Origin of the sequence: Sphingomonas sanguinis (assembly GCF_019297835.1) — a bacterium.
Taxonomy (GTDB): Bacteria; Pseudomonadota; Alphaproteobacteria; order Sphingomonadales; family Sphingomonadaceae; genus Sphingomonas; species Sphingomonas sanguinis_D.
In genome coordinates, this window is sequence record NZ_CP079203.1 from 992009 (window position 1) to 1014277 (window position 22269).

Below are 22269 nucleotides of genomic sequence, written 5' to 3' on the forward strand. Positions count from 1 at the left end.
AGCAATAGGTATTATATTTGGCATACATTGGGTTTTATCCTTCCCCTATTCCCTGCCGTATCGCGGCGATGCGATCGGCGCTCGTCCGGCGCCTCGGCCCCACGGCAAAGCCCATCGCGGGCACTCGCGAATCCCCCCAATCCTCGCGCACGCTGGCCGAGGCATGGACCGCATCGACGCCCGTGCGGGCGATCAGACCCGCGACATTGTTCGCCGAAACACCAGATCCCGCGATGATCGACAGACGCCCACGCGCCTGACGGACCATCGCTGCGATGACGTCCGCACCCTGTTCGGCGGTCGCCGCGCCGCCCGAGGTCAGGATATGGTCATAGCCCAGCGCCGCCACCTGCTCGACCGCCTCAACTGGGTCTGCCACCAAGTCGACTGCGCGATGAAGCACGATCGCAACCCCGGCCGCCGCATCCCGCCAACGCGCCAATACATCCAGGTCGAGTTGCCGATCATCGGCCATGGCGCCGACCACGACACCGGCGACGCCTAGCGCCACCATGCGACGAATTTCGTCCATTGCCAGTGCGATATCGGCGGCATCATAGCGGAAATCGCCATCGCGCGGCCGGACCATCGCGTGCACCGGGACGCCCGACTCGACGGCATGGGCGACGAGCGCCGCCGACGGCGTCAGCCCGCCCAGCCCCAGTGCGCCACACAGTTCGATCCGGTCCGCGCCCGCCGCCACGACCGCCGCCACGCCGTCCGCGTCGTCGATACAGATTTCCAGCAACGGCACACCGGTCCGGACTGGTGACATGACCATCTTGAACACACCCCGCCACATTCGACCCACGCACCGGGACCATTGCCGCGCGGACCTTCACAGATGCGTCATTTAAGCAGCCCGTCCCACAATGCGCCAGCCCAATGGTCTCATGAAGCAAAGGTCACAATTTTTCCGTTTACGGACCAATGTCATTTTGGTTACAAGTTGGTGTCTCTGGCATATCATATAACAAGCCAGCGTGGGGAGGACGCCACCAGCCACCCCTGATGAACCATAAAGATCGCGCGCGGTGGAGCGGCGAAATATTTGGGGGATTTCCGCATGTTGAGCTTCCGCAGCTTGATCCTGACCGCGAGTGCGCTCGCCGGGATTCAGGGCACCGCCTTCGCACAGACCACAGCACCGTCCACCGACGCTCCGACCCAGACCGCACCGGGCAGCGACCAAGGCGATTCCAGTGACATCGTCGTCACCGGCATCCGCTCCAGCCTGCGCAACGCGATCAACGTCAAGCGCGAGGCCAATGCCGTCGTCGACGTCATCACCGCCGAGGACGTGGGCAAGTTCCCCGACCGCAACGTCGCGGAATCGCTGTCGCACATCCCGGGCGTCAGCATCGACCGCCGCTTCGGCGAGGGCGAGAAGGTCGCCATCCTCGGCACCGACCCAGCGCTGAACCGCATGCTGCTCGACGGTCATGCGCTCGCCTCGGCCGACTGGGGCGGCAACGACAACGACCCGTCCAGCCGCACCTTCAACTATTCGCTGCTCGCACCCGAACTGGTCGACCGGCTGGAAGTCTACAAGTCGCCGGAACCGCGCATCGAGGAAGGCAGCCTGGGCGGCACGGTCATCGTGCGCACCCGTCGCCCGCTCGACCTGGATCCCAATTCGGTCTTCGCCTCGGGCGGCTATTCGTACAACGACCGTTCCGACAAGGGCAATATCCGCGGATCGGGCCTCTACAGCTGGCATAACCAGGCCGACAATTTCGGCTTCCTGGTCGCCGCCACCTATGACAAGCAGAACCTGACCCGCGCGGGCGTCGAGTTCTTTGGCTATCAGAGCGGTGCCGACTTCTTCCAGAAGAACGCCGATGGCAGCGTGCGTCGCGACGCCTCGGGCCAGGGCATCCTGCTGAACCCGAACGCCACCATCACCGGCGGCACGAAGAACGACCTGATCAACGCGGTCGCGCCCTTCGGCATCAATTATGCGTACTTCCAGCAGACCCGCGAGCGCGCCAGCGTGTCGGGCACCGTGCAGTATCGCCCGGCCGACAATCTAACGCTGACCCTGAACGGCCTGCACATCGACGGCAACTACAACAACTACAGCCAGTCGATGTACACCATCCCGGTCGCGTGGAGCGGTGCGGATCTGCAGACCGCCAATGTCAGCAACGGCGTCGTCAACTCGGCCTCGTTCGGCGCGGCCACCAGCCAGCGCAACGCGCAGCTCGACACGCTGGTCCGCAAGTCGAAGCTGAAGACCGACAACCTCAACTTCTTCGCCGATTGGGAAGGCGATGACGGCGCGAAGGTCAGCTTCGCGGGCGGCTGGTCGCGCGCCACCGGCGGTCGCAACCCCGAATATCTGTTCAACGTTCAGACCAAGCTGCCGTTCAGCTATGCGTTCGGGCCCAAGTCGGCGACGGTCAACTATGTCGGCGACCTGACCAACCCCGCCAACTACTTCACCAACCCGAACAACAACCCCGCCACGATCGAAGGCCGTCCGGTCGTCATCAACGGCCAGAACCTGAACGCCGCACAGATCGGCGGCCTCGACTATAGCGTCACAACCGATCGCGACGTCTTCGGCGGCTATGACGCGACCATCCCGGTCGAGTTCGGCCCCTTCACCCAGATCCTGCTGGGCAGCCGCGTGACCGATCACGTCAACCGGCTCGATGCGCGTGGCATCAATACCTATATGACCACGTCGATGACGGCCAATCAGCTGGGCGTCTCCACCCTGGTTACGCCGGGCGGCGTGTTCGACGGCACCGGCGGTTCGGGCAATGCGACCCAGTATCTGAACCTGCCCGACCAGGCGGTGATCGACATCCTGGCCAAGGCGATCAACAGCCCGCTGGTCAACAAGATCGGTGCCTCGACCCGCGTGCGCGAGACCGTGATGGCCTCGTACGTCCAGGCCAATTTCGACCAGGGCGGCGTACGCGGCAACATCGGTGGTCGTCTGGTCTATACCCGCGACCAGTCGAGCTATGCGGTGACGCAGAGCAACCTCACCAACCCGGTGCCGGTACCGACCACCACCACCACCGATTACCTGAAGTTCCTGCCCAGCGTGAACATCGCCTATTCGATCAACCCGCAGGTGATCGTGCGCGGTGCGGTGGCGCGGGTGATCTCGCGTCCGCGCTATGAGGACCTGGCGGCGTCGCTGTCGCTGAACAACGTCACGCTCGATGGCGGCGGCGGCAACCCCAACCTGAAGCCGTATGAGTCGACCAACTACGAACTGACCGCGGAATGGTATCCGCGCGCGGGCACGTTGCTGGCGGTCGAGCTGTTCCGTCGCGACATCTCGAACTACATCATCAACACGCGCACCAACGCGGTCTATTTCAACACGCTGCAGAACGCGCTGACGACCTATAACGTCAACCAGCCGATCAACGGCGGCAAGGCGACCGTCAACGGCGCGCTGGCGTCGGCGCAGGCGGAAATCTGGGGCGGTTTCGGCATCCAGGCGAACTATTCGTACCAGGACAGCTCGACCTCGTCGGTCGACACGACCGGCGCGGCGCTGAACCTGCCGTACCTGTCGCGTCACACGGTCAACGTGATCCCCTATTTCGAAAAGGGCATCTTCCAGGCGCGTCTGAGCTACAATTATCGTTCGAGCTATTTCCGCACGATCGGTCGCCTGGGTTCGCGCGAAATGGTCGCGCCGTACAGCCAGCTCGACTTCTCGGCCGGCCTGCAGCTGACCAAGGAGATCACGCTGTCGGTCAACGCGCAGAACCTGCTCGACGAGACCTATTACCAGTATAATGCGACGCCCGACCGTCCGACCGCCTTCTACAAGAATGGCCGGACCTATGCCGCCTCGGTCGCGGTACGTTTCTAAGACCGCCTTCTGCCTTCTTAAGCCCCTCCCGCAGGCGGGAGGGGTTTGGGGAGGGCATGGGGTCTCACCGAGCCTGGCACTCGCGGCCTACCCTCCCCCATCCCCTCCCGCCTGCGGGAGGGGCGTGAGACTCATCGAGTTTCGTGAAAGAAAAGCGACCCGCCGGTCTTTCGATCGGCGGGCTTTTCTTATGCCCTGACTTCCCCGAGTCACGAAACTGCTGCGCGCCTGTCACCGATCTGCGACGCGGGCGTCACAGATGACGGTTATGACATTAGGAACGCCAAGCGTGGGGTACCGACGATGCCGATGACCAGCATTCCGATCGAAGGCTCGCAGCACGAAGACGCCGCCATTCTCGACTTCATTCCCCGCGCCCCCGTGACGCCGGAGCCGGAGGGCAACGAGCGCCGTCGTTACCGCACCATCTGGATTTCGGACGTCCATCTCGGCACGCGCGGCTGCAACGCCGAGATGCTAATCGACTTTTTGGACCATGTCGACAGCGAGACCATGTATCTGGTCGGCGACATGATCGACGGCTGGCGGCTGAAGAAGAAATTCTACTGGCCCGCCGCGCACAACGACGTGGTCTGGCGTCTGCTCAAGCGTGCCAAGCGCGGCACCCGCGTCGTCTATATCCCCGGCAATCACGATGAGATCTTCCGCCAGTTCACCGGCATGGATTTCGGCGGCATCGCTATCTGTCGCAAGGCGATCCACGAGACGGTGGACGGCCGCCGCCTGCTGGTCCTGCACGGCGACGAGTTCGACGCGATCACGCTGGCGCATCGCTGGCTCGCCCATGTCGGCGACTTCGCCTACACCGCGCTGATGGAGGTGAACCGCTGGGTCAACATCGTCCGGCGGTGGATGAAGCGCCCTTATTGGTCGCTGTCGAAACATGCCAAGGCCAAGGTGAAGAACGCCGTCGCCTTCATCTCGCATTTCGAGGAAGTCGTCGCCCATGCGGCGGGCGCACGCGGCGTCGACGGGGTGGTGTGCGGCCATATCCACACCGCCGAAATCCGCGACATCAACGGCGTCACCTATTATAATGACGGCGACTGGGTGGAGGGCTGCACCGCGCTGGTCGAGCATTTCGACGGCACGATGGAAATCCTGCACTGGGGCGACGAGATGGAGGCCCGGCGGAGCAAGCCGACCGTCGCCGCCATCGCCGCCTGATCGGGAAGGACAAGGCCGGATGCGGATCGCGATCGTCACCGACGCCTGGGCGCCCCAGGTCAATGGCGTGGTCCGCACCCTGCAATCGGTGACGGCCGAGCTGCGCGCGATGGGCCATGAGGTCAGCGTCGTTTCCCCCGACCTCTTCGCCTCGATCCCCTGCCCCACCTATCCCGAAATCCGTCTGGCGCTGCCCGTTCCCGGCGCGGTCGGACGAGCGCTGAGCGGCTTTCGCCCCGATGCCGTGCACATTGCGACCGAAGGGCCACTGGGGCTGCTCGCGCGGCGCTGGTGCCTGTCGTGCGGCCTGCCCTTCACCACCGCCTATCATACGCAATTCCCCGAATATGTCGCAGCAAGGGTGAAGGCGGTCAGCCCGGAATTCGTCTGGCGTTATGTCCGCTGGTTCCATGCACCGTCGACCGCGATCCTGGCCTCGACGCCCAGCGTGGCCGCGACGCTGGCCGCGCATGGCCTGCCGCAGAACCGACATTGGGGACGCGGCGTTGACACCACGCTGTTCCGCCCCGAAGGGCGACGTGACGAGACGGTCGCCGGGCTGCCCGGCCCGGTGCAGCTTTATGCGGGCCGGGTCGCCGTCGAGAAGAACATCGCGGCGTTTCTCGAGACACGGACGCCGGGCACCAAGGTCGTGGTCGGCGACGGCCCGGCCCGCACGGCACTGGCCGAGCAATATCCCGACGTTCGCTTCCTCGGCGCGAAGTTCGGTGAGGATCTGGCCGCCATCTACCGCGCGGCGGACGTCTTCGTCTTCCCGAGCCGCACCGACACCTTCGGCCTAGTGATGATCGAGGCGCTCGCCTGCGGCACGCCCGTCGCCGCCCTGCCGGTGCAGGGACCGCTCGATGTGCTCGGCCCCGAGGTCGGGGTGATGGACGAAGCGCTGGATCGGGCGATCGCCGCCGCGCTGATGCTCGATCGCGGGGCGTGTGCGGCTTATGGGCAGGGCTTTTCGTGGCGGGCCAGCGCGGAACAGTTCCTGGGGGCCCTCGCCCCCATAGACCGCGAGTTGAAAGCGGCCGCCTGAACTATTCCTCCCCTGCAAGGGGAGGAAATAAGACAGCATGGATCAACCGATAAAACCCGTTTAACGGGTTGAACGCCCCTTGCCCCGCATGTCATGCTGAGGCCTCGCGCGATTCGTGTCGGCCTTGCCCCTCGCCTTTCGCTGATATGCCGGTCGTGCCGCCCTGTCGCCATGGCCACTCCAACCGCTGCACCCGAAAGGTCCCCGATTGGACATCGTCACGCTCAGCCTGTTCCTGCTCCTCGCCGTGGTGTTGAGCGGGGTCGTATCCCGCCTGCTGCCCTCGGCGCTTCCGCGCCCGCTCGTCCAGATCGCACTCGGTGCGGTGATCGGCGGGATCGCGCAGATCCGGGTCGAACTCGATCCCGAAATCTTCTTTTTGCTCTTCGTGCCGCCACTGCTGTTCCTCGACGGCTGGCGCATTCCGAAGGACGAGCTGTTCCGCGACGCGGGCGCGATTTTGGGGCTGGCGCTGGGGCTGGTATTCCTGACGGTGCTGGGCATGGGGCTGTTCATTCACTGGATGATCCCCGCCATGCCCTACGCAGTCGCCTTTGCGCTGGCCGCCGTGGTGTCGCCGACCGACCCGATCGCGGTGTCCGCCATCGCGCAGAAGGTGCCGATCCCCAAGCGCATGATGCACATATTGGAGGGGGAGTCGCTGCTCAACGACGCCTCGGGTCTGGTCTGCCTGCGCTTCGCGGTCGCCGCCGCGCTGACCGGCGCCTTTTCGCTAACTCATGCCGGGCTGACCTTCGCCTGGATGGCGGTGTCGGGCGTCGGGCTGGGCGTCGCCATCGCCTGGGGCACGATCACCGCCAAGAGCCTGTTCGCGCGGCGTTTCGGCGACGACAGCGGATCGAACATCCTGGTCAGCCTGCTGATCCCCTTCGCCGCCTATCTGGTCGCCGAACATGTCGAAAGCTCGGGCGTGTTGGCGGCGGCGGCGGCGGGTATCGCCATGTCCTTTACCAACGTCTCGTCCGGCGTGAAGGCGGCGACGCGCATCCGGCGGCAGGCGGTGTGGGACATGCTGCAATTCACGCTGAACGGCATCATCTTCGTGCTGCTGGGCGAGCAATTGCCGCAGGTGTTCGCGGGTGCGCGCGACACGGTGATGCTGACCGGACATGACAGTCTATGGTGGCTGGGCCTGTATGTGCTGGCGATCGTCGCGGGGCTGGCGGCGCTTCGTTTCGCCTGGACCTGGGTCGCGCTGCGCCTGACCCTGTTCCGGCAACGCGGCACGCCGGGCCGCACCAGCCCGCCGCGCCGGGTCATCACCGCCATGTCGGTGGCGGGCGCACGCGGTGCGATCACGCTGGCGGGTGCGCTGACCCTGCCGCTGACGCTGGGCGACGGCACGCCCTTTCCGGCGCGCGATCTGGTGATCTTCCTGGCGTGCGGCGTCATCCTGTCCTCGCTCGTCATCGCCAGCCTGACCCTGCCGTTGCTGCTGCGCGGCCTCGCCCTGCCCGTTCAGGACGGCATGAGCGAACTGGACCACACCCGCGTCGCCGCCGCCAAGGCCGCCATCGCCGAGCTGGAGCGGCTCCAGCATGAAATGGCCGAGGGCCGTGACGATGCCGACCAATATGTCGAGATCGCCTCACGCCTGATGGACGGCTATCGCAGCCGGATCGACACGCTGGAGGGCGATGACGATCCCGACGCCCGCCGGTTCGAGGAGGTGGAACGCCGGATGCGCCTTGCCGCGATCCGGGCCGAGCGACGGGTCGTGTTCGAACTGCTCAACGCGCGCGCCATCGGGTCGGAGACGGCGCAGCGGCTGGGACGCGAGCTGGACCTCGTCGACACCCGCCTGTCGGCGCAAAGCTGAGCCATCTTTAGGTCTTGCGTCGCGCCCCGAATTATCGTGTCTCGTCAGCGGGGAAGGCATCGATCGGGGGGTAGAGTGCAGGCTGAAGACGCAAAAACTTGTCTGAATTGCGGGACTTCGCTGGTCGGCCATTATTGCCATGCCTGTGGCCAGTCGTCGCATATCCACCGCACGCTGGGCGCATGGTGGCATGATTTCAGCCACGGCGTCCTGCATATCGAGGGGCAGGTGTGGCGGACGATGGCAATGCTCGTCACCCGGCCCGGCGAGTTGACCCGCCGCTATATCGCGGGCGAGCGGCGGCACTTCCTGTCGCCCCTCGCGCTCTATCTGTTCAGCGTCTTCCTGCTCTACGTCGCCTATTCGGTGCTGGGCGGGTTCGGTACCTTCCATGCCCCTGGCAGCCAGGAAGCCGCAACCGAACTCCGCGCGGAAGTCGCCAAGGTCGACCAGCGTATCGCCGTGATCGATCGCGAACGCGCTGCGGCCGTCACCGCGAAGCGCGAAACCGCCACGCTCGACAGGGAGCGGGCGGATCTGGTCGAGCAGAAGCGGGGCATGGACTTCACCGCGATGGCGATGGGTGGCGGACGGGAAACGGACACCGGCCATGGCGGGCACCAGGAGCAGGTCATCACCGGCTGGAAATCGCTCGATGCCAAGATCGCTCATGCCATTCGCGACCCCGAGTTCCTGCTCTTCAAGATGGAAGCGAACGGCTATAAATTCTCCTGGGCGTTGATCCTGTTGTCGATGCCGTTCATGCGGCTGTTCTTCCTGTGGAAGCGAGGACTGGCGATGTTCGACCATGCGGTGTTCGTCACCTATTCGCTGAGCTTCGTCAGCCTGCTGATGGTCGTGATGATCCTGTGGACGAAGCTGGCGCACCTGCCCGGCGTGGCGCTGTTGATGCTCGCCTTTCCCGTGCATCTGTTCCTCCAGATTCGCGGGGCCTATCGGCTGGGTCTGGTGTCGGGATTGCTGATGACGCTGATCGTTTCCGTGATGGCGGCGACCGTGTTGTTGATCTGGATCATCGGCCTGCTGGCGCTAGGCATGGCGCACTGATGCGCCAATCCATTGCAGGCGCAATGGGATAGGCATCGCGCCAGAAAATAGGTGGACGCCCCCGGTTCACCTCGCCATGATACCAAAACATACCATGAGAATACCGGCAAACGATAAGCCGGTGGTGAAGGGGGTGACGGATGGCGAGCATGAGCCTGGCACGATCGGGGACCAGCCCCGCCGTCGTCGCGCGCCCACGCAGCGCGCCCCTTTCCGCTCGAAATCTTGGTTCTGCATCCTGCGCATGGTCGAACCGACCGGGCGCAGCCTTTCTGTTTTCGGGGAAATCGCTGTGAAACATCGTCTCGGTCTGATCCTGGCCGCGCTCGCCCTGCCCCTGCCCATGGCGGCTCCTGCGCTGGCCGCGCCCAAGACGGTGGCGACGCTCGACCGGTGGCAGGTGCGGATCGACCCGAAGGACGCCGCCGCCGCGCAGGCGCATCCGCAGGCGGCGAACTGGCTTGCCGCGACGGTGCCGGGCAGCGTGCAGCAGGACCTGATCGCCGCGAACATCGTACCCGATCCCTATAAGGGCGCGAACGAGGCCCCGATCCAGTGGGCGGGCCTGACCGGGTGGCAGTATCGCACCAATCTGGACGTGACGCTCGAAATGCTGCGCCGCGATCATCTCGACCTGGTGTTCGACGGGCTCGATACCTTCGCGACCGTCACGGTCAACGGGCAGCGCCTGCTGTCCGCCGACAACGCGCATCGCCGCTGGCGGGCCGATGCCAAGCCGCTGCTGAAGGCGGGCGCGAACGAGATCGTCGTCACCTTCGCCTCGCCGATCAAGACGCTCCAGCCGATGGTGCTGGCCGAGAAGCATCCGCTGCCCGGCGAATATGATTCGCCCTATGGCGACGAGCCGAAGGGCGTTCAGACTTCCCCCTATATCCGCAAGCCGAAATACCAATATGGCTGGGACTGGGCACCGCGCATCGTCGATATCGGCATCTGGCGCCCCGCCCGGCTGGAGGCATGGGACACCGCGCGCATCGACAACCTCCGCATCGAGCAGGAGGCGCTGACCGATGCCGAAGCGCGTATCCTCGCCCGCGCCTCGGTGGTCGCGGACCGCGCGCAGACCGGGCGGATGGACGTCACCGTCATCGGCCCCGACGGCAAGCGCATCCGCGTCCGCCGCGACGTGGCACTGCAAGCGGGTGAGAATGACGTGGTCGTCCCCGTCGCGATCACCAAACCGCAGCGCTGGCAGCCGGTCGGCTTCGGCGCGCATCCGCTCTACACCATCAATGCCACGCTCGCCGGGGCGGATGCGGTCGAGAAGCGCACCGGCCTGCGCACCGTCGAGCTGGTCCGGAAGGACGGCAGCTTCGGGTTGAAGATCAACGGCAACGTCATCTTCGCCAAGGGCACCAACGTCATTCCCTTCGACGCCTTTCCGTCGCGCGTCGCCGCCGCCACCGAGCGCCAGATGCTGGAAAAAGCGGTTGCGGCGAACATGAACATCGTCCGCATCTGGGGCGGCGGCTATTATCCCGAACACAGCTTCTACGACGCCGCCGACGAGCTGGGCCTGATGGTCTGGCAGGACTTCATGTTCGGCGGCGCGGTCACGCCCCCCGACGCCAAGTTCCGCGAGAATGTCCGTATCGAGGCCGAGGAGCAGGTCGCGCGCCTGCAATCGCACCCCTCGCTGGTCATCTGGGCGGGCAATAACGAAGTGCTGTCGGGCTGGGAAAACTGGTCGGATCGCAAGGCGTTCAAGAAGGCGGTCGGCCCGGACGAGCAGGAGCGGATCGGCACCGGCATGGCTGTGCTGTTCGATCGCGTGCTGCGCGATGCGGTCATCAAGAACGCGCCCGGCATCCCCTATTGGCCGGGATCGCCGTCGACCGATTATGAGGGGCCGACCGACACCGACAAGGATGGCGACCGCCATTTCTGGGATGTCTGGTCCGGCTCCAAGCCGGTCGAGCGCTATACCGACAGCTGCCCGCGCTTCATGTCGGAATATGGCTTCCAGGCCTTTCCCGACCTGTCGACCATCGCGACCTTTGCTGATCCATCGGACTTCCGCATCGACAGCCCGGTAATGAAGGCGCACCAGAAGTTCCTGGCGGGCGAAGGCAATGAGCGGATCACCTTCTACCTGAAGCAGAATCTGCGCGACCCGCGCGATTTCGCCGATCTCGTCTATCTGTCGCAGGCGATGCAGGCCCGCGCCATCGGCCTGGCCGCGCGTCACCACCGCGCCTGCCGCCCGGTGACTTTGGGTTCGCTCTATTGGCAGCTCAACGACAGCTGGCCCGCGATCAGCTGGTCGAGCATCGATTGGACCGGGCATGACAAGATGCTGCAGCATGAGGTCCGCCGCTTCTTCGCCGCCCAGACGATCGTGGCAGAGACCAAGCCCGGCGCCACGCGGATCGCCTTGGTATCCGACGCCACGACGCCCAAGCCGCTCGGCTGGCGCGTCACCGGCTATGGCATGGACGGCCGCAAGCTGGGCTCGCAGAGCGGCAGCGTGACCATGGCCGCCGCTTCCGCCAGCGATGTCGCGACGATCCCCGACGCGACGCTGTTCGCGGGCGCCGCGCCGGAAAGCAGCTACGGCGTCGCCGAACTGTTCGACGGCGACAAGGTCGTCGCCCGCCAGATCATCGAGCGGAAGGTGCCGCGCAACATGCTCTACCCCGCGCCGGGCATCGCCGCGCGCTGGGCGGGCAAGCAGCTGACGCTGACCGCGCGCAACCTCGCGCGGCAGGTGCAGGTCAATTTCGGCACCACCGCCGCCGAACCGTCCGACGACGGTTTCGACCTGTTGCCTGGCGAGAGCATCACGCTCACCATTCAAAGCGACGCGGACGCCGCCACCCTGGCGCGCGAGCTCAAAATCTACACCCTCGGTCCGAAGGACGCCCAGTGATCCCGTTCCTCCTCCTCGCCGCCGCCGGTCAGGCCGCCACCCCCGCCCTTCCGCCGGAGGCGCAGAAGCTGACCGTCGCGCAAAAGGCGGCGCAGCTGGTCAACGAGGCCCCCGCCGAGCCTGCGCTGAACCTTCCCGCCTATGACTGGTGGAGCGAGGGGCTGCACGGCATCGCCCGCAATGGGCCGTCGACGGTGTTCCCGCAGGCGATGGGCATGGCCGCGACCTGGGACCCCGCGCTGATCCAAAAGGTCGGTGATGTCGTCGCGGTCGAGGCGCGCGCGAAATTCAACTCGCAGCCGCTGAACGCCGATCGCGGGCTGTACCAGGGGCTGACCATCTGGTCGCCTAACATCAACATCTTCCGCGATCCGCGCTGGGGCCGGGGCCAGGAAACCTATGGCGAGGACCCCTTCCTCACCAGCCGGATCGGCATCGCCTTCGTGCGCGGCCTGCAGGGCCCGGACCTGAAGCATCCCAAGGTCATCGCGACCGTCAAGCATATGGCGGTCCATTCGGGGCCCGAGGGTGGGCGCGACAGCTTCGACGTGATGGTATCCCCGCGCGATCTGGAGGCGACCTACCTCCCCGCCTTCCGCGCGACCGTAACCGAGGGCAAGGCGCTGTCGCTGATGTGCGCCTATAACGCCATCCACGGCACGCCGGTCTGCGCCAATCCGATGCTGCTGACCCAGCGGCTGCGCACCGACTGGGGCTTTAACGGCCTCGTCGTGTCGGACTGCGATGCGGTCGGCAATATCTGGATGTTCCACCATGCCCAGCCCGATGCACCGGCAGCGGCGGCGGCGGCGCTGCGTGCGGGCACCGACCTGAATTGCGGCAAGGCCTATCTCTCGCTGCCCCAGGCGGTGGAGCGCGGCCTGATTACCGAGGGTGAGATCGACACTGCGCTGGCCCGCGCGCTGGCGGTACGGCGGATGCTGACGGTGGATTCGCCCTGGAACCGGATCAAGGCGAGCGAAGTCGGCACCCCTGCCCACCGCGCGCTGGCACTGGAGACGGCGCGCAAGGGCATCATCCTGCTCGACAATCCGAACGACATGCTGCCGCTCAAGGGCAAGACGCTCGCGGTGTTCGGCGCGGATGCCGATGATCTGGGCGTGCTGGAGGGCAATTATCACGGCACCGCGATCAACCCGGTCACCCCGCTCGACGGCATCCGCGCCAGGTTCGGCCGCGATGTCCGCTACGCGCAAGGCTCGGTATTGGCCGAAGGCGCGTTCGTCGGCGTTCCCGAAACCGCGCTGTCGGCGAACGGCAAGCCCGGCCTGACGGTCGAGACCATGGGCGCGAACGGCCAGTGGACCGCCACCGGCCAGGATCGCCGCATCGACTTCAACTATACCAAGACCGCGCCCTTCCAGCGTCGCTGGACCGGAACGCTGACCCCGCCGGGGCCGGGCCAGTACCGCTTGCGGCTCGACGGCCCCGCCTGCTGGCACGCCTGCCCCGCGCATGACGCGGTGAAGCTCTATATCGACGACCAGCTAGTCGTGGACGATGTGATCGGCGGCAAGAAGCTGGAAACCACAATCGACGGATCGGCCCCGCGTCGTATCCGCGTGGAGATCGATCACAAGGGCGGCGATGAGGGCCTGCGCCTGCAATGGCTGCCGCCCGCCGAAGCGCTGACCGCCGAGGCCTTGAAGGTCGCCGGGACCGCCGACGTGCTGATCGCGGTCGTCGGCCTGTCGCCCGATCTGGAGGGCGAGGCGCTGGGCGTCTCGGTACCCGGTTTCGCAGGCGGCGACCGGACCGAGGTCGTGCTGCCCGAGCCGCAGCGCAAGCTGCTCGCCGCGCTCCAGGCGACGGGCAAGCCGGTGGTCGCGGTCGTCATGTCGGGCTCGGCGGTGTCGCTGGGCGACTTCAAGCCCGCCGCGACGCTGGCGGCCTTTTATCCTGGCACCGAAGGCGGCACCGCGCTGGCCGAGATCCTCAGCGGTGACGTGAACCCCTCTGGCCGCCTGCCCGTCACCATCTATCAGTCGACCGCCGACCTGCCCGCCTTCGCCGATTACGGCATGAAGGAGCGCACCTATCGCTACTTCACCGGCAAGCCCGCCTGGGGCTTCGGCCATGGCCTGAGCTATACCAAGTTCGACTATGGCCAGCCGACCGTCACCGCCAGCGTCGCGGTGGGCCAGCCGGTCGATGTCGCGGTACAGCTCCGCAATATCGGCCAGCGCGCCGGTGAGGAAGTGACCCAGGCCTATCTCGTCCCGCCCGCCACCGACGAGAAGCCGGTGCTGACCGACCCCGTGCTGCAACGCCAGCTCGTCGGCTTCACCCGCGTGGCACTCAAGCCCGGTCAGGCGGGCACGGCGCGCTTCACCATCGATCCGCGCCTGATGAGCCAGGTCTGGCGCGACGGCACCCGCCGCATCCTGCCGGGCACCTACAAGCTTTATATCGGCGGTGGTCAGCCGGGTGACGGCGCGGGCCAGTGGACGCAGTTCACCGTCACGGGCGCGGCGCAGGACCTGCCGAAATGAGGCCGAACCGTCGTGAACTGATCGCCGGGGGCGCGGCGCTGGCCGCCGCCCCGGCCTTTGCCGCCGCGCCGCCCTCGCTGGTCAGCAAGCGCCCGCCGGTCGCCGAACGCCGCTTCGTGTCCAAGGCGGTCGAGGCGGAAATCACCCGCGTCTCCAAGCTGATCGCCGATCCGACGCTGCGCTGGATGTTCGGCAATTGCTATCCGAACACGCTCGACACCACCGTCCTCGCGTTGGGCGAGGTGGGCGGCAAGCCCGATGCCTTCGTCATCACCGGCGATATTCCCTGCCTGTGGCTGCGGGACTCGGCGGCGCAGCTGCGACCCTATCTGCATCTGGTGAAGCGCGATCCGGCGCTGGGGCGGCTGTTCCGGGGGCTGATCGGACGGCAGGCGCGGTCGATCCTGATTGATCCTTACGCCAATGCCTTCATGCAGGACCCGACCGCCAGGACGAACCTCAGCTGGGCGTTGAAGGACGATACCGAGATGAAGCCCGGCGTCGCCGAGCGGAAATGGGAGATCGACTCGCTCTGCTACGCGATCCGGCTGGCGCATGATTATTGGCGGGAGACGGGCGACACGACGCCCTTCGACGCCGAGTGGAAAGCCTCGGCCCGCCTGATCGTGAAGACCTTCCGCGAACAGCAGCGGAAGGAAGGCTCCGGCCCCTATCGCTTCCGCCGGTCCGCGCCCGAGCCGACCGAGACGCTGTATCGTGGCTATGGCCTGCCGACGCGTCCCAACGGCATGATCCATTCGGGCTTCCGCCCCTCGGACGATGCCTGTCTCTACGGCCAGTTCGTCCCCGCCAACCTGTTCGCGATGACGACGCTGCGCGAACTGGCGGCGCTCTCGAACGCGGTCGGCGAGCCCGCGCTGGCACAGGACGCCACCACGTTGGCCGCCGAGGTCGAGACGGCGCTCAGGCAGTTCGGTACGATGACGCTGCCGAGCGGCGAGCGCGTCTGGGCCTATGAGGTCGATGGCTATGGCAATGCCGTCTTCATGGACGACGCCAATGTGCCCTCGCTGTCGGGCCTGGCCTATCTCCGCTGCGTCGATGCAGCCGATCCGCTGTGGCAGCGCACCGTCGCGGCCTGCTGGAGCAAGGCCAATCCCTGGTATTTCGAGGGCAAGGCGCTGACCGGTATCGGCGGTCCGCATACCGGGCCGGGTCAGGTCTGGCCGATGTCGATCATCACCCGCGCGCTGACTTCGAGCGACCCTGCGCTGCTGCGGTCGAGCCTCGCGATGATCCGTGGGTCGCATGGCGGTACGGGCTTCATTCACGAAGGGGTCGATATCGACGATCCCGCCAAGTTCACACGCGACTGGTTCGCCTGGGCCAATGGCCTGTTCGGCGAGTTGGTCGTCCATGTCGCGGCCACCCGGCCGGAAGTATTGCGGGAGACGTTCGCATGATTTTGACCCGCCGCTCGCTCCTCGCCGGGACCGCGATCGCCAGCCTGCCGATCGGAGGCGTCAGCGCCGCCGTACCGATGCCGGTCGCCCGTCCCAATCTATTCGTAGGCACCGGCGGTGACGGCCATACCTATCCGGGCGCGGTGATGCCCTTCGGCATGGTGCAGTTGAGCCCCGACACCGATGTGGAACGCTGGGATACCTGTTCTGGCTATCATCATGGCGATGGCTCGATCATGGGGTTCAGCCATACGCATCTGTCGGGCACCGGCATCGGCGACATGCTCGACGTGCTGGTCGTGCCGACGCGCGGCGAGCTGAAGCTGGTCGCGGGGCCGCTCGCCAACCCCGATGAAGGCTATCGCCAGCGTTACTCGGACGAACAGGCCGAGCCGGGTTACTACCGGGTGAAACTCGAGTCCGGCGTGCTGGCCGAATTGACTGTGACCGAACGGACGGGCTGGCACCGCTATACCTATCCCAAGGGGCCGGGTCATGTGCTGGTCGATCTGTCGCACCTCGTCCTCGACAAGAGCGACGCCAAGCCGCTGATCACCGACGCCGAACTGAGCATCGAGCCCGACGGCACGATCACCGGCACCCGCCGCGTGTTCCGCTGGGCCAAGGGGCGCCGCATCTTCTTCGCGATGCAGCTGTCGAAGAAGCCTTCGCGCATCCAGCTTTACGGCGACGGCGACACGCCTGCGAACGGCACCGCCGTCAAGGGCAACCGCCTGAAGGCCGCCCTGTTCTTCGACGAACTGGGCGATGCGCCGCTGCTGATCCGCTGCGGCATCTCGGCAGTCGATGTCGCGGGCGCCAAGGCGAACCTGGCCGCCGAAGCGAAGCACTGGGATTTCGACCGCGTCCGCCGCACGGCCATGACCCGCTGGGCCGAAACAATGGGCGGCGTTCGCGTCGAGGGCGGCACCCCCGACCAGCAGACGATCATGGCCTCCGCCAATTACCACACGCTGATCGCGCCCACGCTCTTCTCGGACGTCGACGGGCGTTACGTCGGGCTGGACGGACAGGTGCACAAGGCCCCCGCCGGGCAGTTCGCCTACAGCACCTTCTCCACCTGGGACACGTACCGGGCGCTGCACCCCTGGCTGATCCTGACCCAGCCCGCCCAGGCCAAGAAGCTGGTCGACGACATCATCCGCCAGACCCAGCAAAGCGCCTATGGCCCGCCGGTCTGGACGCTGCAGGGCAAGGAGACCGGGATCATGATCGGCTGGCACGGCACGCCGATCATGGCCGAGGCGATGGTGAAGGGCATTCCCGCCGACTATGCCGCCGCCTGGCCCGGCATCGCCAAGCGCAGCTTCGACTTCACCGCGCCCGACATGGACAATAGCAAGGGCCGCGACCTGTATGACGCCAAGGGCTATGTGCCCGCGGACAAGTGGTTCGAAAGCGTCAGCCGGACGCAGGAATATGCCTATGACGACTGGGCCGCGTCGCACATCGCGCGCCGCGTCGGCAAGACGGTACAGGCCGACCGGCTGCGCAAGCGCTCGGGCAACTGGCGCAACGTCATCGACCCCTCGATCAATTTCGCCCGCCCCCGTTTCAGCGACGGCAGCTGGTGGAAGGATTACGACCCCGTCCAGCTCGGCCACATGCCCAAGCCGTGGTGGCGCGACTATACCGAGGCGAATGGCTGGCAGGCGACCTTCCTCAACCAGCATGACGTCTATGGCCTGATCCGCCACCTGGGCGGCGACGCAAAGTTCGAGGCGAAGCTGGACGAGCTGTTTAGTGCGCCCTCGACCCTGCCCAAGAATGCGCCGCCAGACATTTCGGGCCTGGTCGGCCAATATGCGCACGGTAACGAGCCGGACCAGCATGCGGCCTATCTCTATGCCTATGTCGGTGCGCCGTGGAAAACCCAAGCCATGGTCCGCCGCCTGCTGACCGAGATGTACAAGAACGCGCCCGACGGCATCATCGGCAATGACGATTGCGGCCAGATGAGCGCGTGGTTCCTGTTCTCGTCGCTCGGTTTCTATCCGGTCGATCCGGTCAGCGGCGCATACGTCTTCGGTGGCCCCCTGTTCGACCGCGCGCAACTGACGGTCGGGGGCAACAAGACGCTGGTCGTCGAGGCGAAGGGCAATGGCCCGGACAAGCCCTATATCCAGTCGGTGACCTGGAACGGCCGCCCCTGGACGAAGAGCTGGATCGACCATGCCACCCTCTCCAAGGGCGGCACCCTGTCCTTCACCATGGGGAACAAGCCGAACCCCGCCTTTGGCCGCGATCCCAAGGACCGTCCGCCGTCCTTCGACCACCTGCCCGCCTGATCCCTCCCGGAGCCAAATTGAAGATGACCGATTTCTCCCGCCGCGCCGTTCTTGCCTCCGGGCTGGTCGCCTCCGCCGCGCCCGCTTTCGCGCAAAAGGGGGCGGGTGCGCCCGCGCCTTACGGTGCGGTCCCCTCGGCGCGGCAGTGGCGCTGGCACCAGCGCGAGCAATATGCCTTCATCCACTTCGCGATGAACACCTTCACCGACAAGGAATGGGGTTATGGCGACGAAGACCCCAAGATGTTCAATCCGAGCGACTTCAGCGCGGACCAGATCGTCGGAGCGGCCAAGGCGGGGAACCTGAAGGGCATCATCCTGACGGCGAAGCATCATGACGGCTTCTGCCTCTGGCCGACCAGGCTGACCGAGCATTGCATCCGCAATTCGCCATACAAGAACGGCCAGGGCGATATCGTCCGCGAGATGTCGGACGCCTGCAAGCGCGCCGGGCTCGCCTTCGGCATCTATCTCTCGCCCTGGGATCGCAACCATCCCGAATATGGGCGGCCAGCCTATGTCGACTATTTCCGCAAGCAGGTGGTCGAACTCTGCACCGGTTACGGCGAGCTGTTCGAATTCTGGTTCGACGGGGCCAATGGCGGCGACGGCTATTATGGCGGCGCACGTGAGACGCGGCAAATCGACGCGCCCAAATATTACAACTGGCCCTCGATCATCGCATTGGTCCATCAGCATCAGCCCATGGCCTGCACCTTCGATCCGCTGGGCGCGGATATCCGTTGGGTCGGCAATGAGGACGGCATTGCGGGCGATCCCTGCTGGCCGACCATGCCGAACCACCCTTATGTCCAGTCGGAGGGAAATTCGGGCGTGCGCGGGGCTCCGCTGTGGTGGCCTGCCGAGACCAACACCTCGATCCGGCCCGGATGGTTCTATCATGCGGACGAGGATTCGAAAGCCCGCAGCCCCGAAAATCTGGTCGGCTATTTCGACACCTCGGTGGCGCGCGGCACCAACATGAACCTGAACCTGCCGCCCGACCGGCGCGGGCGCATTCCCGATCAGGACGTGAAGATCCTGAAGAGCTTCGGCGACGCGATCCGCGCCAGCTTCGCGACCGACCTGGCGCAAGGCGCGGTGGCCAGCGCCAGCCATGTGCGCGGCAAGGGGTATGAGGCCGCCAAGGTGCTCGACGGCCAGCGCGATACCTATTGGTCCGCGCCGGACGGCGTCACCACGCCCAGCCTGACGCTGGACCTGGCCCCGAACCGCAGCTTCGACCTGATCCGCATCCGCGAATATCTGCCGCTCGGGGTGCGCGTCACCCGTTTCGCAGTCGATGCGGAAGTGAACGGCCAGTGGCAGCAACTAGCCGAGCATGAGTGCATCAGCGCACAGCGGATCATCCGCCTGCCCCAGCCCATCACCGCCCGCCGTGTCCGCCTGCGCATCGTCGACGCGCCGGTCTGTCCGGCGATCAGCGAAGTGTCGCTGTTCAAGAGCGTCGCGCCGGTCCCCGTCCCCGCCATCGTGTCGAGCGACCCGACCGTGCTGGCGACGACCGACTGGACAATCGTCTCCGCCACCGCGCCGGGGGCCGAAAAGCTGCTCGACAACGACGCCAAGACGATCTGGAGCCAGCCCGCGCCGACGCCGGGCAAGCCGGCCAGCGTAACGGTCGATATGGGTCAGGTCCGCGACGTGGCGGGCTTCAGCCTGACACCGTCGCGCCAGGTCATGGTCGATGCTGCTCCACCGCGCGGCTATGTCGCGGAAACGAGCGTCGACGGCAAGAGCTGGGCCCCGGCAGGCTCGGGCGAGTTCTCGAACATCGCCTATGCGCTTTCCACCCAGCGCCTGCCCTTCACCAGCGTCCGGCCGGTCCGCTATCTGCGGCTGACCTTCGCCGAAATGTCCAAGCCCGCCGCCAAGCTGGCGATTGCGGGGATCGGCGGCTTCACCAAGCGGTAGGACCCGTTTCCTCCCCTGCAAGGGGAGGGGGACCAGCGAAGCTGGTGGAGGGGTGTCGCCCTCTCGATAGCACGACACCCCTCCGTCAGGCCTTCGGCCTGCCACCTCCCCTTGCAGGGGAGGAATGGGTTCATCGACCCCACACCCCCATAAAAATCCGCCGAAACGGGATGGCATTTGCCTTTTGTGCGTTGCAACATGACGCGACGCAGAAGGAGGTATGCCATGACCGACCGTCTCGAGCCCCATGCCCCGTCGCGCCCCCGCGTCGCCCTCGCGCTGCAAGGCGGCGGCGCGCATGGCGCCTATGGCTGGGGCGTGGTGGAGCGACTTCTGGACGAGGATATCGAGATCGTCGGGGTCAGCGGCGCCAGTGCCGGGGCGATCAACGGTGCGGCGGTCGTCTCGGGCTATGCGACCGAGAGCGCGGCCGGGGCGAAGGCGGCGCTGGAGCGGCTATGGGGTCATGTCGCCGATGCCTCCCCGCTCGCCCCGCTCGATGTCGGCGCGCTCGGCGGTCCGTTCTTCGAGCCGCTGCTGCGCCGGTCGCTGGACATCGCCAAGATATCCAGCCGCTATGTCGCGCCCTTCCTGCCCGGCGTGCGCGACATGCGCGCGCTGCGACAGGCGGTCGCGGAAAGCATCGACCTCGACCTGCTCGCCCGCCAGACGCGCCTGCCCTTCTATGTCGCGGCGACGCATATCGCGAGCGGATCGGCACGGCTGTTCACCGGCAAGGATGTGACACTCGACGCGCTGATGGCCTCGGCCTGTCTGCCCGAGCTGTTCGCGGCGGTGGAGATCGAGGGCGAGCAATATTGGGACGGCGGCTTTACCGCCAACCCCGCGCTGGAACCGCTGCTGACCGAGGCGATCGGCGCGACCGATATGATGATCGTCCAGATCACGCCCTTCACCGTCGAGGATGTCGGCGGCTCGGTCGGCGAGGTGATGCGCCGGGTCAGCGATATCAGCTTCAACGCCTGCCTGCGCCGCGACCTGCGCGCCCTGTCGGAGATTCAGGACGTCGCCCGCGCCGAAACTTCGCGCGATCCCCGGATGCGGGCGATCGCGCGGGTCAACCTGCACCTGCTGTCGCCGCCGCCCGAACTGGCGGGACCATCGGGGACGAGTAAGGTCGACACCCGCTGGTCGGTGCTACAGGATTTGCGCGAAATGGGTCGTGCGCAGGCCGAAGAGTGGCTGGCCGCCCATCGCAAAACGCTTGGCCGCGCGTCGTCCTTCAAGGGGCTGCCCGAGGACATGATGCGGCCCTGAACCGCTTTTTCATTTTTGATCGCTCCGGCGGAACACTGGCCGCGGGCACCTGTTGAGGCAGGCCGGGATAGCCCGACCAGCGACAACAGGACAGGAGCGCCCGACATGGCCAGGTTCCAAGGCAAGATCGTGATCGTCACCGGCGCGGCGTCGGGCATCGGCGAAGGCGCGGCCCGACGCTTTGCGCAGGAAGGCGCCACGCTGGTGCTGGGCGACACGGATGGCGCGGGCCTGCAGAAGCTGGCGGACGATCTCGCCCCTGCGACGGTTGCGACGCGGGAAACCGACGTGTCGCGGATGGCCGATTGCGAAGCGCTGGTCGCGCTGGCGATCGAGCGGTTCGGACGGATCGACATTCTGGTCAGCAATGCCGGGGTCGATCATCTCGGCAAACTCGATGAAGGCGACCTTTCGGCCTTTACCAAGGTCATCGAGACCGATCTTTACGGCGTGGTGCAGATGGCCCGCGCCGCGATCGAGCCTTTGCGTCGGTCGAAGGGCTGCATCATCAACATGTCCTCGGTCTCCGGGCTCGGCGGCGACTGGAATCATAGCTTCTATTGCGCGGCCAAGGGCGCCGTGGCCAACTTCACCCGCGCGCTGGCGATGGACGAGGCGGCGAACGGCGTTCGCGTCAATGCAGTCAATCCGTCACTGACCTACACCGCCCTGACGGCAGGCATGAAGGAACAGCCCGAGCTGATCGCCAAGTTCGAGGAGCGCATCCCGATGGGCCGTGGCGCGCAGCCCGGGGATATTGCGGGTGCCATCGCCTTCCTGGCGAGCGAGGACGCACGTTTCATCACCGGCGTGAACCTGCCCGTGGATGGCGGCCTGAGCGCATCCAATGGACAACCGCCGCTCAGCTGATTCCAGCACTATTGATATTGATCAAGAATACGGCGAGGAAAATGACGCCTGTGTCAATCGAAT

General features: G+C 66.1%; 13 protein-coding genes. 12 read left to right on the top strand and 1 reads right to left on the bottom strand.

Going from position 1 to position 22269, the window contains the following annotated elements; all coding sequences use genetic code 11:
- Positions 1–34: 34 nt before the first annotated feature.
- Complete coding sequence (locus tag KV697_RS04365) at positions 35–781, bottom strand: copper homeostasis protein CutC (protein ID WP_219020241.1); 747 nt, start codon at positions 779–781, stop codon at positions 35–37.
- A gap of 285 nt (positions 782–1066) precedes the next feature.
- Here KV697_RS04365 and KV697_RS04370 point away from each other — a divergent pair, with 285 nt between their 5' ends.
- The 12 genes from KV697_RS04370 to KV697_RS04425 all read left to right on the top strand — a co-directional run bounded on the left by KV697_RS04370 (position 1067) and on the right by KV697_RS04425 (position 22206).
- Entirely contained in the window at positions 1067–3844 is a 2778-nt protein-coding gene (locus KV697_RS04370; RefSeq protein ID WP_257575601.1) for a TonB-dependent receptor, read from the top strand.
- Positions 3845–4147: 303 nt separating this feature from the next.
- The gene (locus tag KV697_RS04375) at positions 4148–5032 is read left to right on the top strand and encodes a UDP-2,3-diacylglucosamine diphosphatase (protein ID WP_219020242.1); all 885 of its coding nucleotides are present in this window, start codon (positions 4148–4150) and stop codon (positions 5030–5032) included.
- 19 nt (positions 5033–5051) lie between these two features.
- Positions 5052–6080, top strand: a complete 1029-nt coding sequence (locus KV697_RS04380; protein ID WP_219020243.1) for a glycosyltransferase family 4 protein — start codon at positions 5052–5054, stop codon at positions 6078–6080.
- Between the two features lie 208 nt (positions 6081–6288).
- Positions 6289–7920: a Na+/H+ antiporter gene (locus tag KV697_RS04385; RefSeq protein WP_219020244.1), complete on the top strand. Its 1632-nt coding sequence runs from the start codon at positions 6289–6291 to the stop codon at positions 7918–7920.
- Between the two features lie 75 nt (positions 7921–7995).
- A complete protein-coding gene (locus KV697_RS04390; RefSeq protein WP_219020245.1) occupies positions 7996–8988 on the top strand; it encodes a DUF3667 domain-containing protein in 993 nt (330 codons plus the stop codon).
- A 343-nt stretch (positions 8989–9331) separates the two neighbouring features.
- The gene (locus KV697_RS04395; protein WP_219021244.1) at positions 9332–11878 is read left to right on the top strand and encodes a beta-mannosidase; all 2547 of its coding nucleotides are present in this window, start codon (positions 9332–9334) and stop codon (positions 11876–11878) included.
- A complete protein-coding gene (locus KV697_RS04400) occupies positions 11875–14391 on the top strand; it encodes a glycoside hydrolase family 3 C-terminal domain-containing protein (RefSeq protein WP_219020246.1) in 2517 nt (838 codons plus the stop codon). Before KV697_RS04395 ends, KV697_RS04400 begins: the two co-directional genes overlap by 4 nt.
- The gene (locus tag KV697_RS04405; protein WP_219020247.1) at positions 14388–15815 is read left to right on the top strand and encodes a glycoside hydrolase family 125 protein; all 1428 of its coding nucleotides are present in this window, start codon (positions 14388–14390) and stop codon (positions 15813–15815) included. Before KV697_RS04400 ends, KV697_RS04405 begins: the two co-directional genes overlap by 4 nt.
- Positions 15812–18124, top strand: coding sequence for a GH92 family glycosyl hydrolase (locus tag KV697_RS04410; RefSeq protein WP_219020248.1), 2313 nt, complete (start codon positions 15812–15814; stop codon positions 18122–18124). The genes KV697_RS04405 and KV697_RS04410 overlap by 4 nt, the downstream gene beginning before the upstream one ends.
- A gap of 23 nt (positions 18125–18147) precedes the next feature.
- Positions 18148–20058: an alpha-L-fucosidase gene (locus KV697_RS04415; RefSeq protein WP_219020249.1), complete on the top strand. Its 1911-nt coding sequence runs from the start codon at positions 18148–18150 to the stop codon at positions 20056–20058.
- A 225-nt stretch (positions 20059–20283) separates the two neighbouring features.
- Positions 20284–21336: a patatin-like phospholipase family protein gene (locus KV697_RS04420; RefSeq protein ID WP_219020250.1), complete on the top strand. Its 1053-nt coding sequence runs from the start codon at positions 20284–20286 to the stop codon at positions 21334–21336.
- Between the two features lie 105 nt (positions 21337–21441).
- Positions 21442–22206: an SDR family NAD(P)-dependent oxidoreductase gene (locus tag KV697_RS04425; protein ID WP_219020251.1), complete on the top strand. Its 765-nt coding sequence runs from the start codon at positions 21442–21444 to the stop codon at positions 22204–22206.
- Positions 22207–22269 lie beyond the last annotated feature (63 nt).

Excerpts from the sequence above, each read along its gene's own strand:
- KV697_RS04365 (WP_219020241.1), bottom strand. The coding sequence starts at position 781 with ATGGTCATGTCACCAGTCCGGACCGGTGTGCCGTTGCTGGAAATCTGT.
- KV697_RS04370 (WP_257575601.1), top strand. The coding sequence starts at position 1,067 with ATGTTGAGCTTCCGCAGCTTGATCCTGACCGCGAGTGCGCTCGCCGGG.
- KV697_RS04375 (WP_219020242.1), top strand. The coding sequence starts at position 4,148 with ATGCCGATGACCAGCATTCCGATCGAAGGCTCGCAGCACGAAGACGCC.
- KV697_RS04380 (WP_219020243.1), top strand. The coding sequence starts at position 5,052 with ATGCGGATCGCGATCGTCACCGACGCCTGGGCGCCCCAGGTCAATGGC.
- KV697_RS04395 (WP_219021244.1), top strand. The coding sequence starts at position 9,332 with ATGGCGGCTCCTGCGCTGGCCGCGCCCAAGACGGTGGCGACGCTCGAC.
- KV697_RS04405 (WP_219020247.1), top strand. The coding sequence starts at position 14,388 with ATGAGGCCGAACCGTCGTGAACTGATCGCCGGGGGCGCGGCGCTGGCC.
- KV697_RS04410 (WP_219020248.1), top strand. The coding sequence starts at position 15,812 with ATGATTTTGACCCGCCGCTCGCTCCTCGCCGGGACCGCGATCGCCAGC.
- KV697_RS04415 (WP_219020249.1), top strand. The coding sequence starts at position 18,148 with ATGACCGATTTCTCCCGCCGCGCCGTTCTTGCCTCCGGGCTGGTCGCC.
- KV697_RS04420 (WP_219020250.1), top strand. The coding sequence starts at position 20,284 with ATGACCGACCGTCTCGAGCCCCATGCCCCGTCGCGCCCCCGCGTCGCC.
- KV697_RS04425 (WP_219020251.1), top strand. The coding sequence starts at position 21,442 with ATGGCCAGGTTCCAAGGCAAGATCGTGATCGTCACCGGCGCGGCGTCG.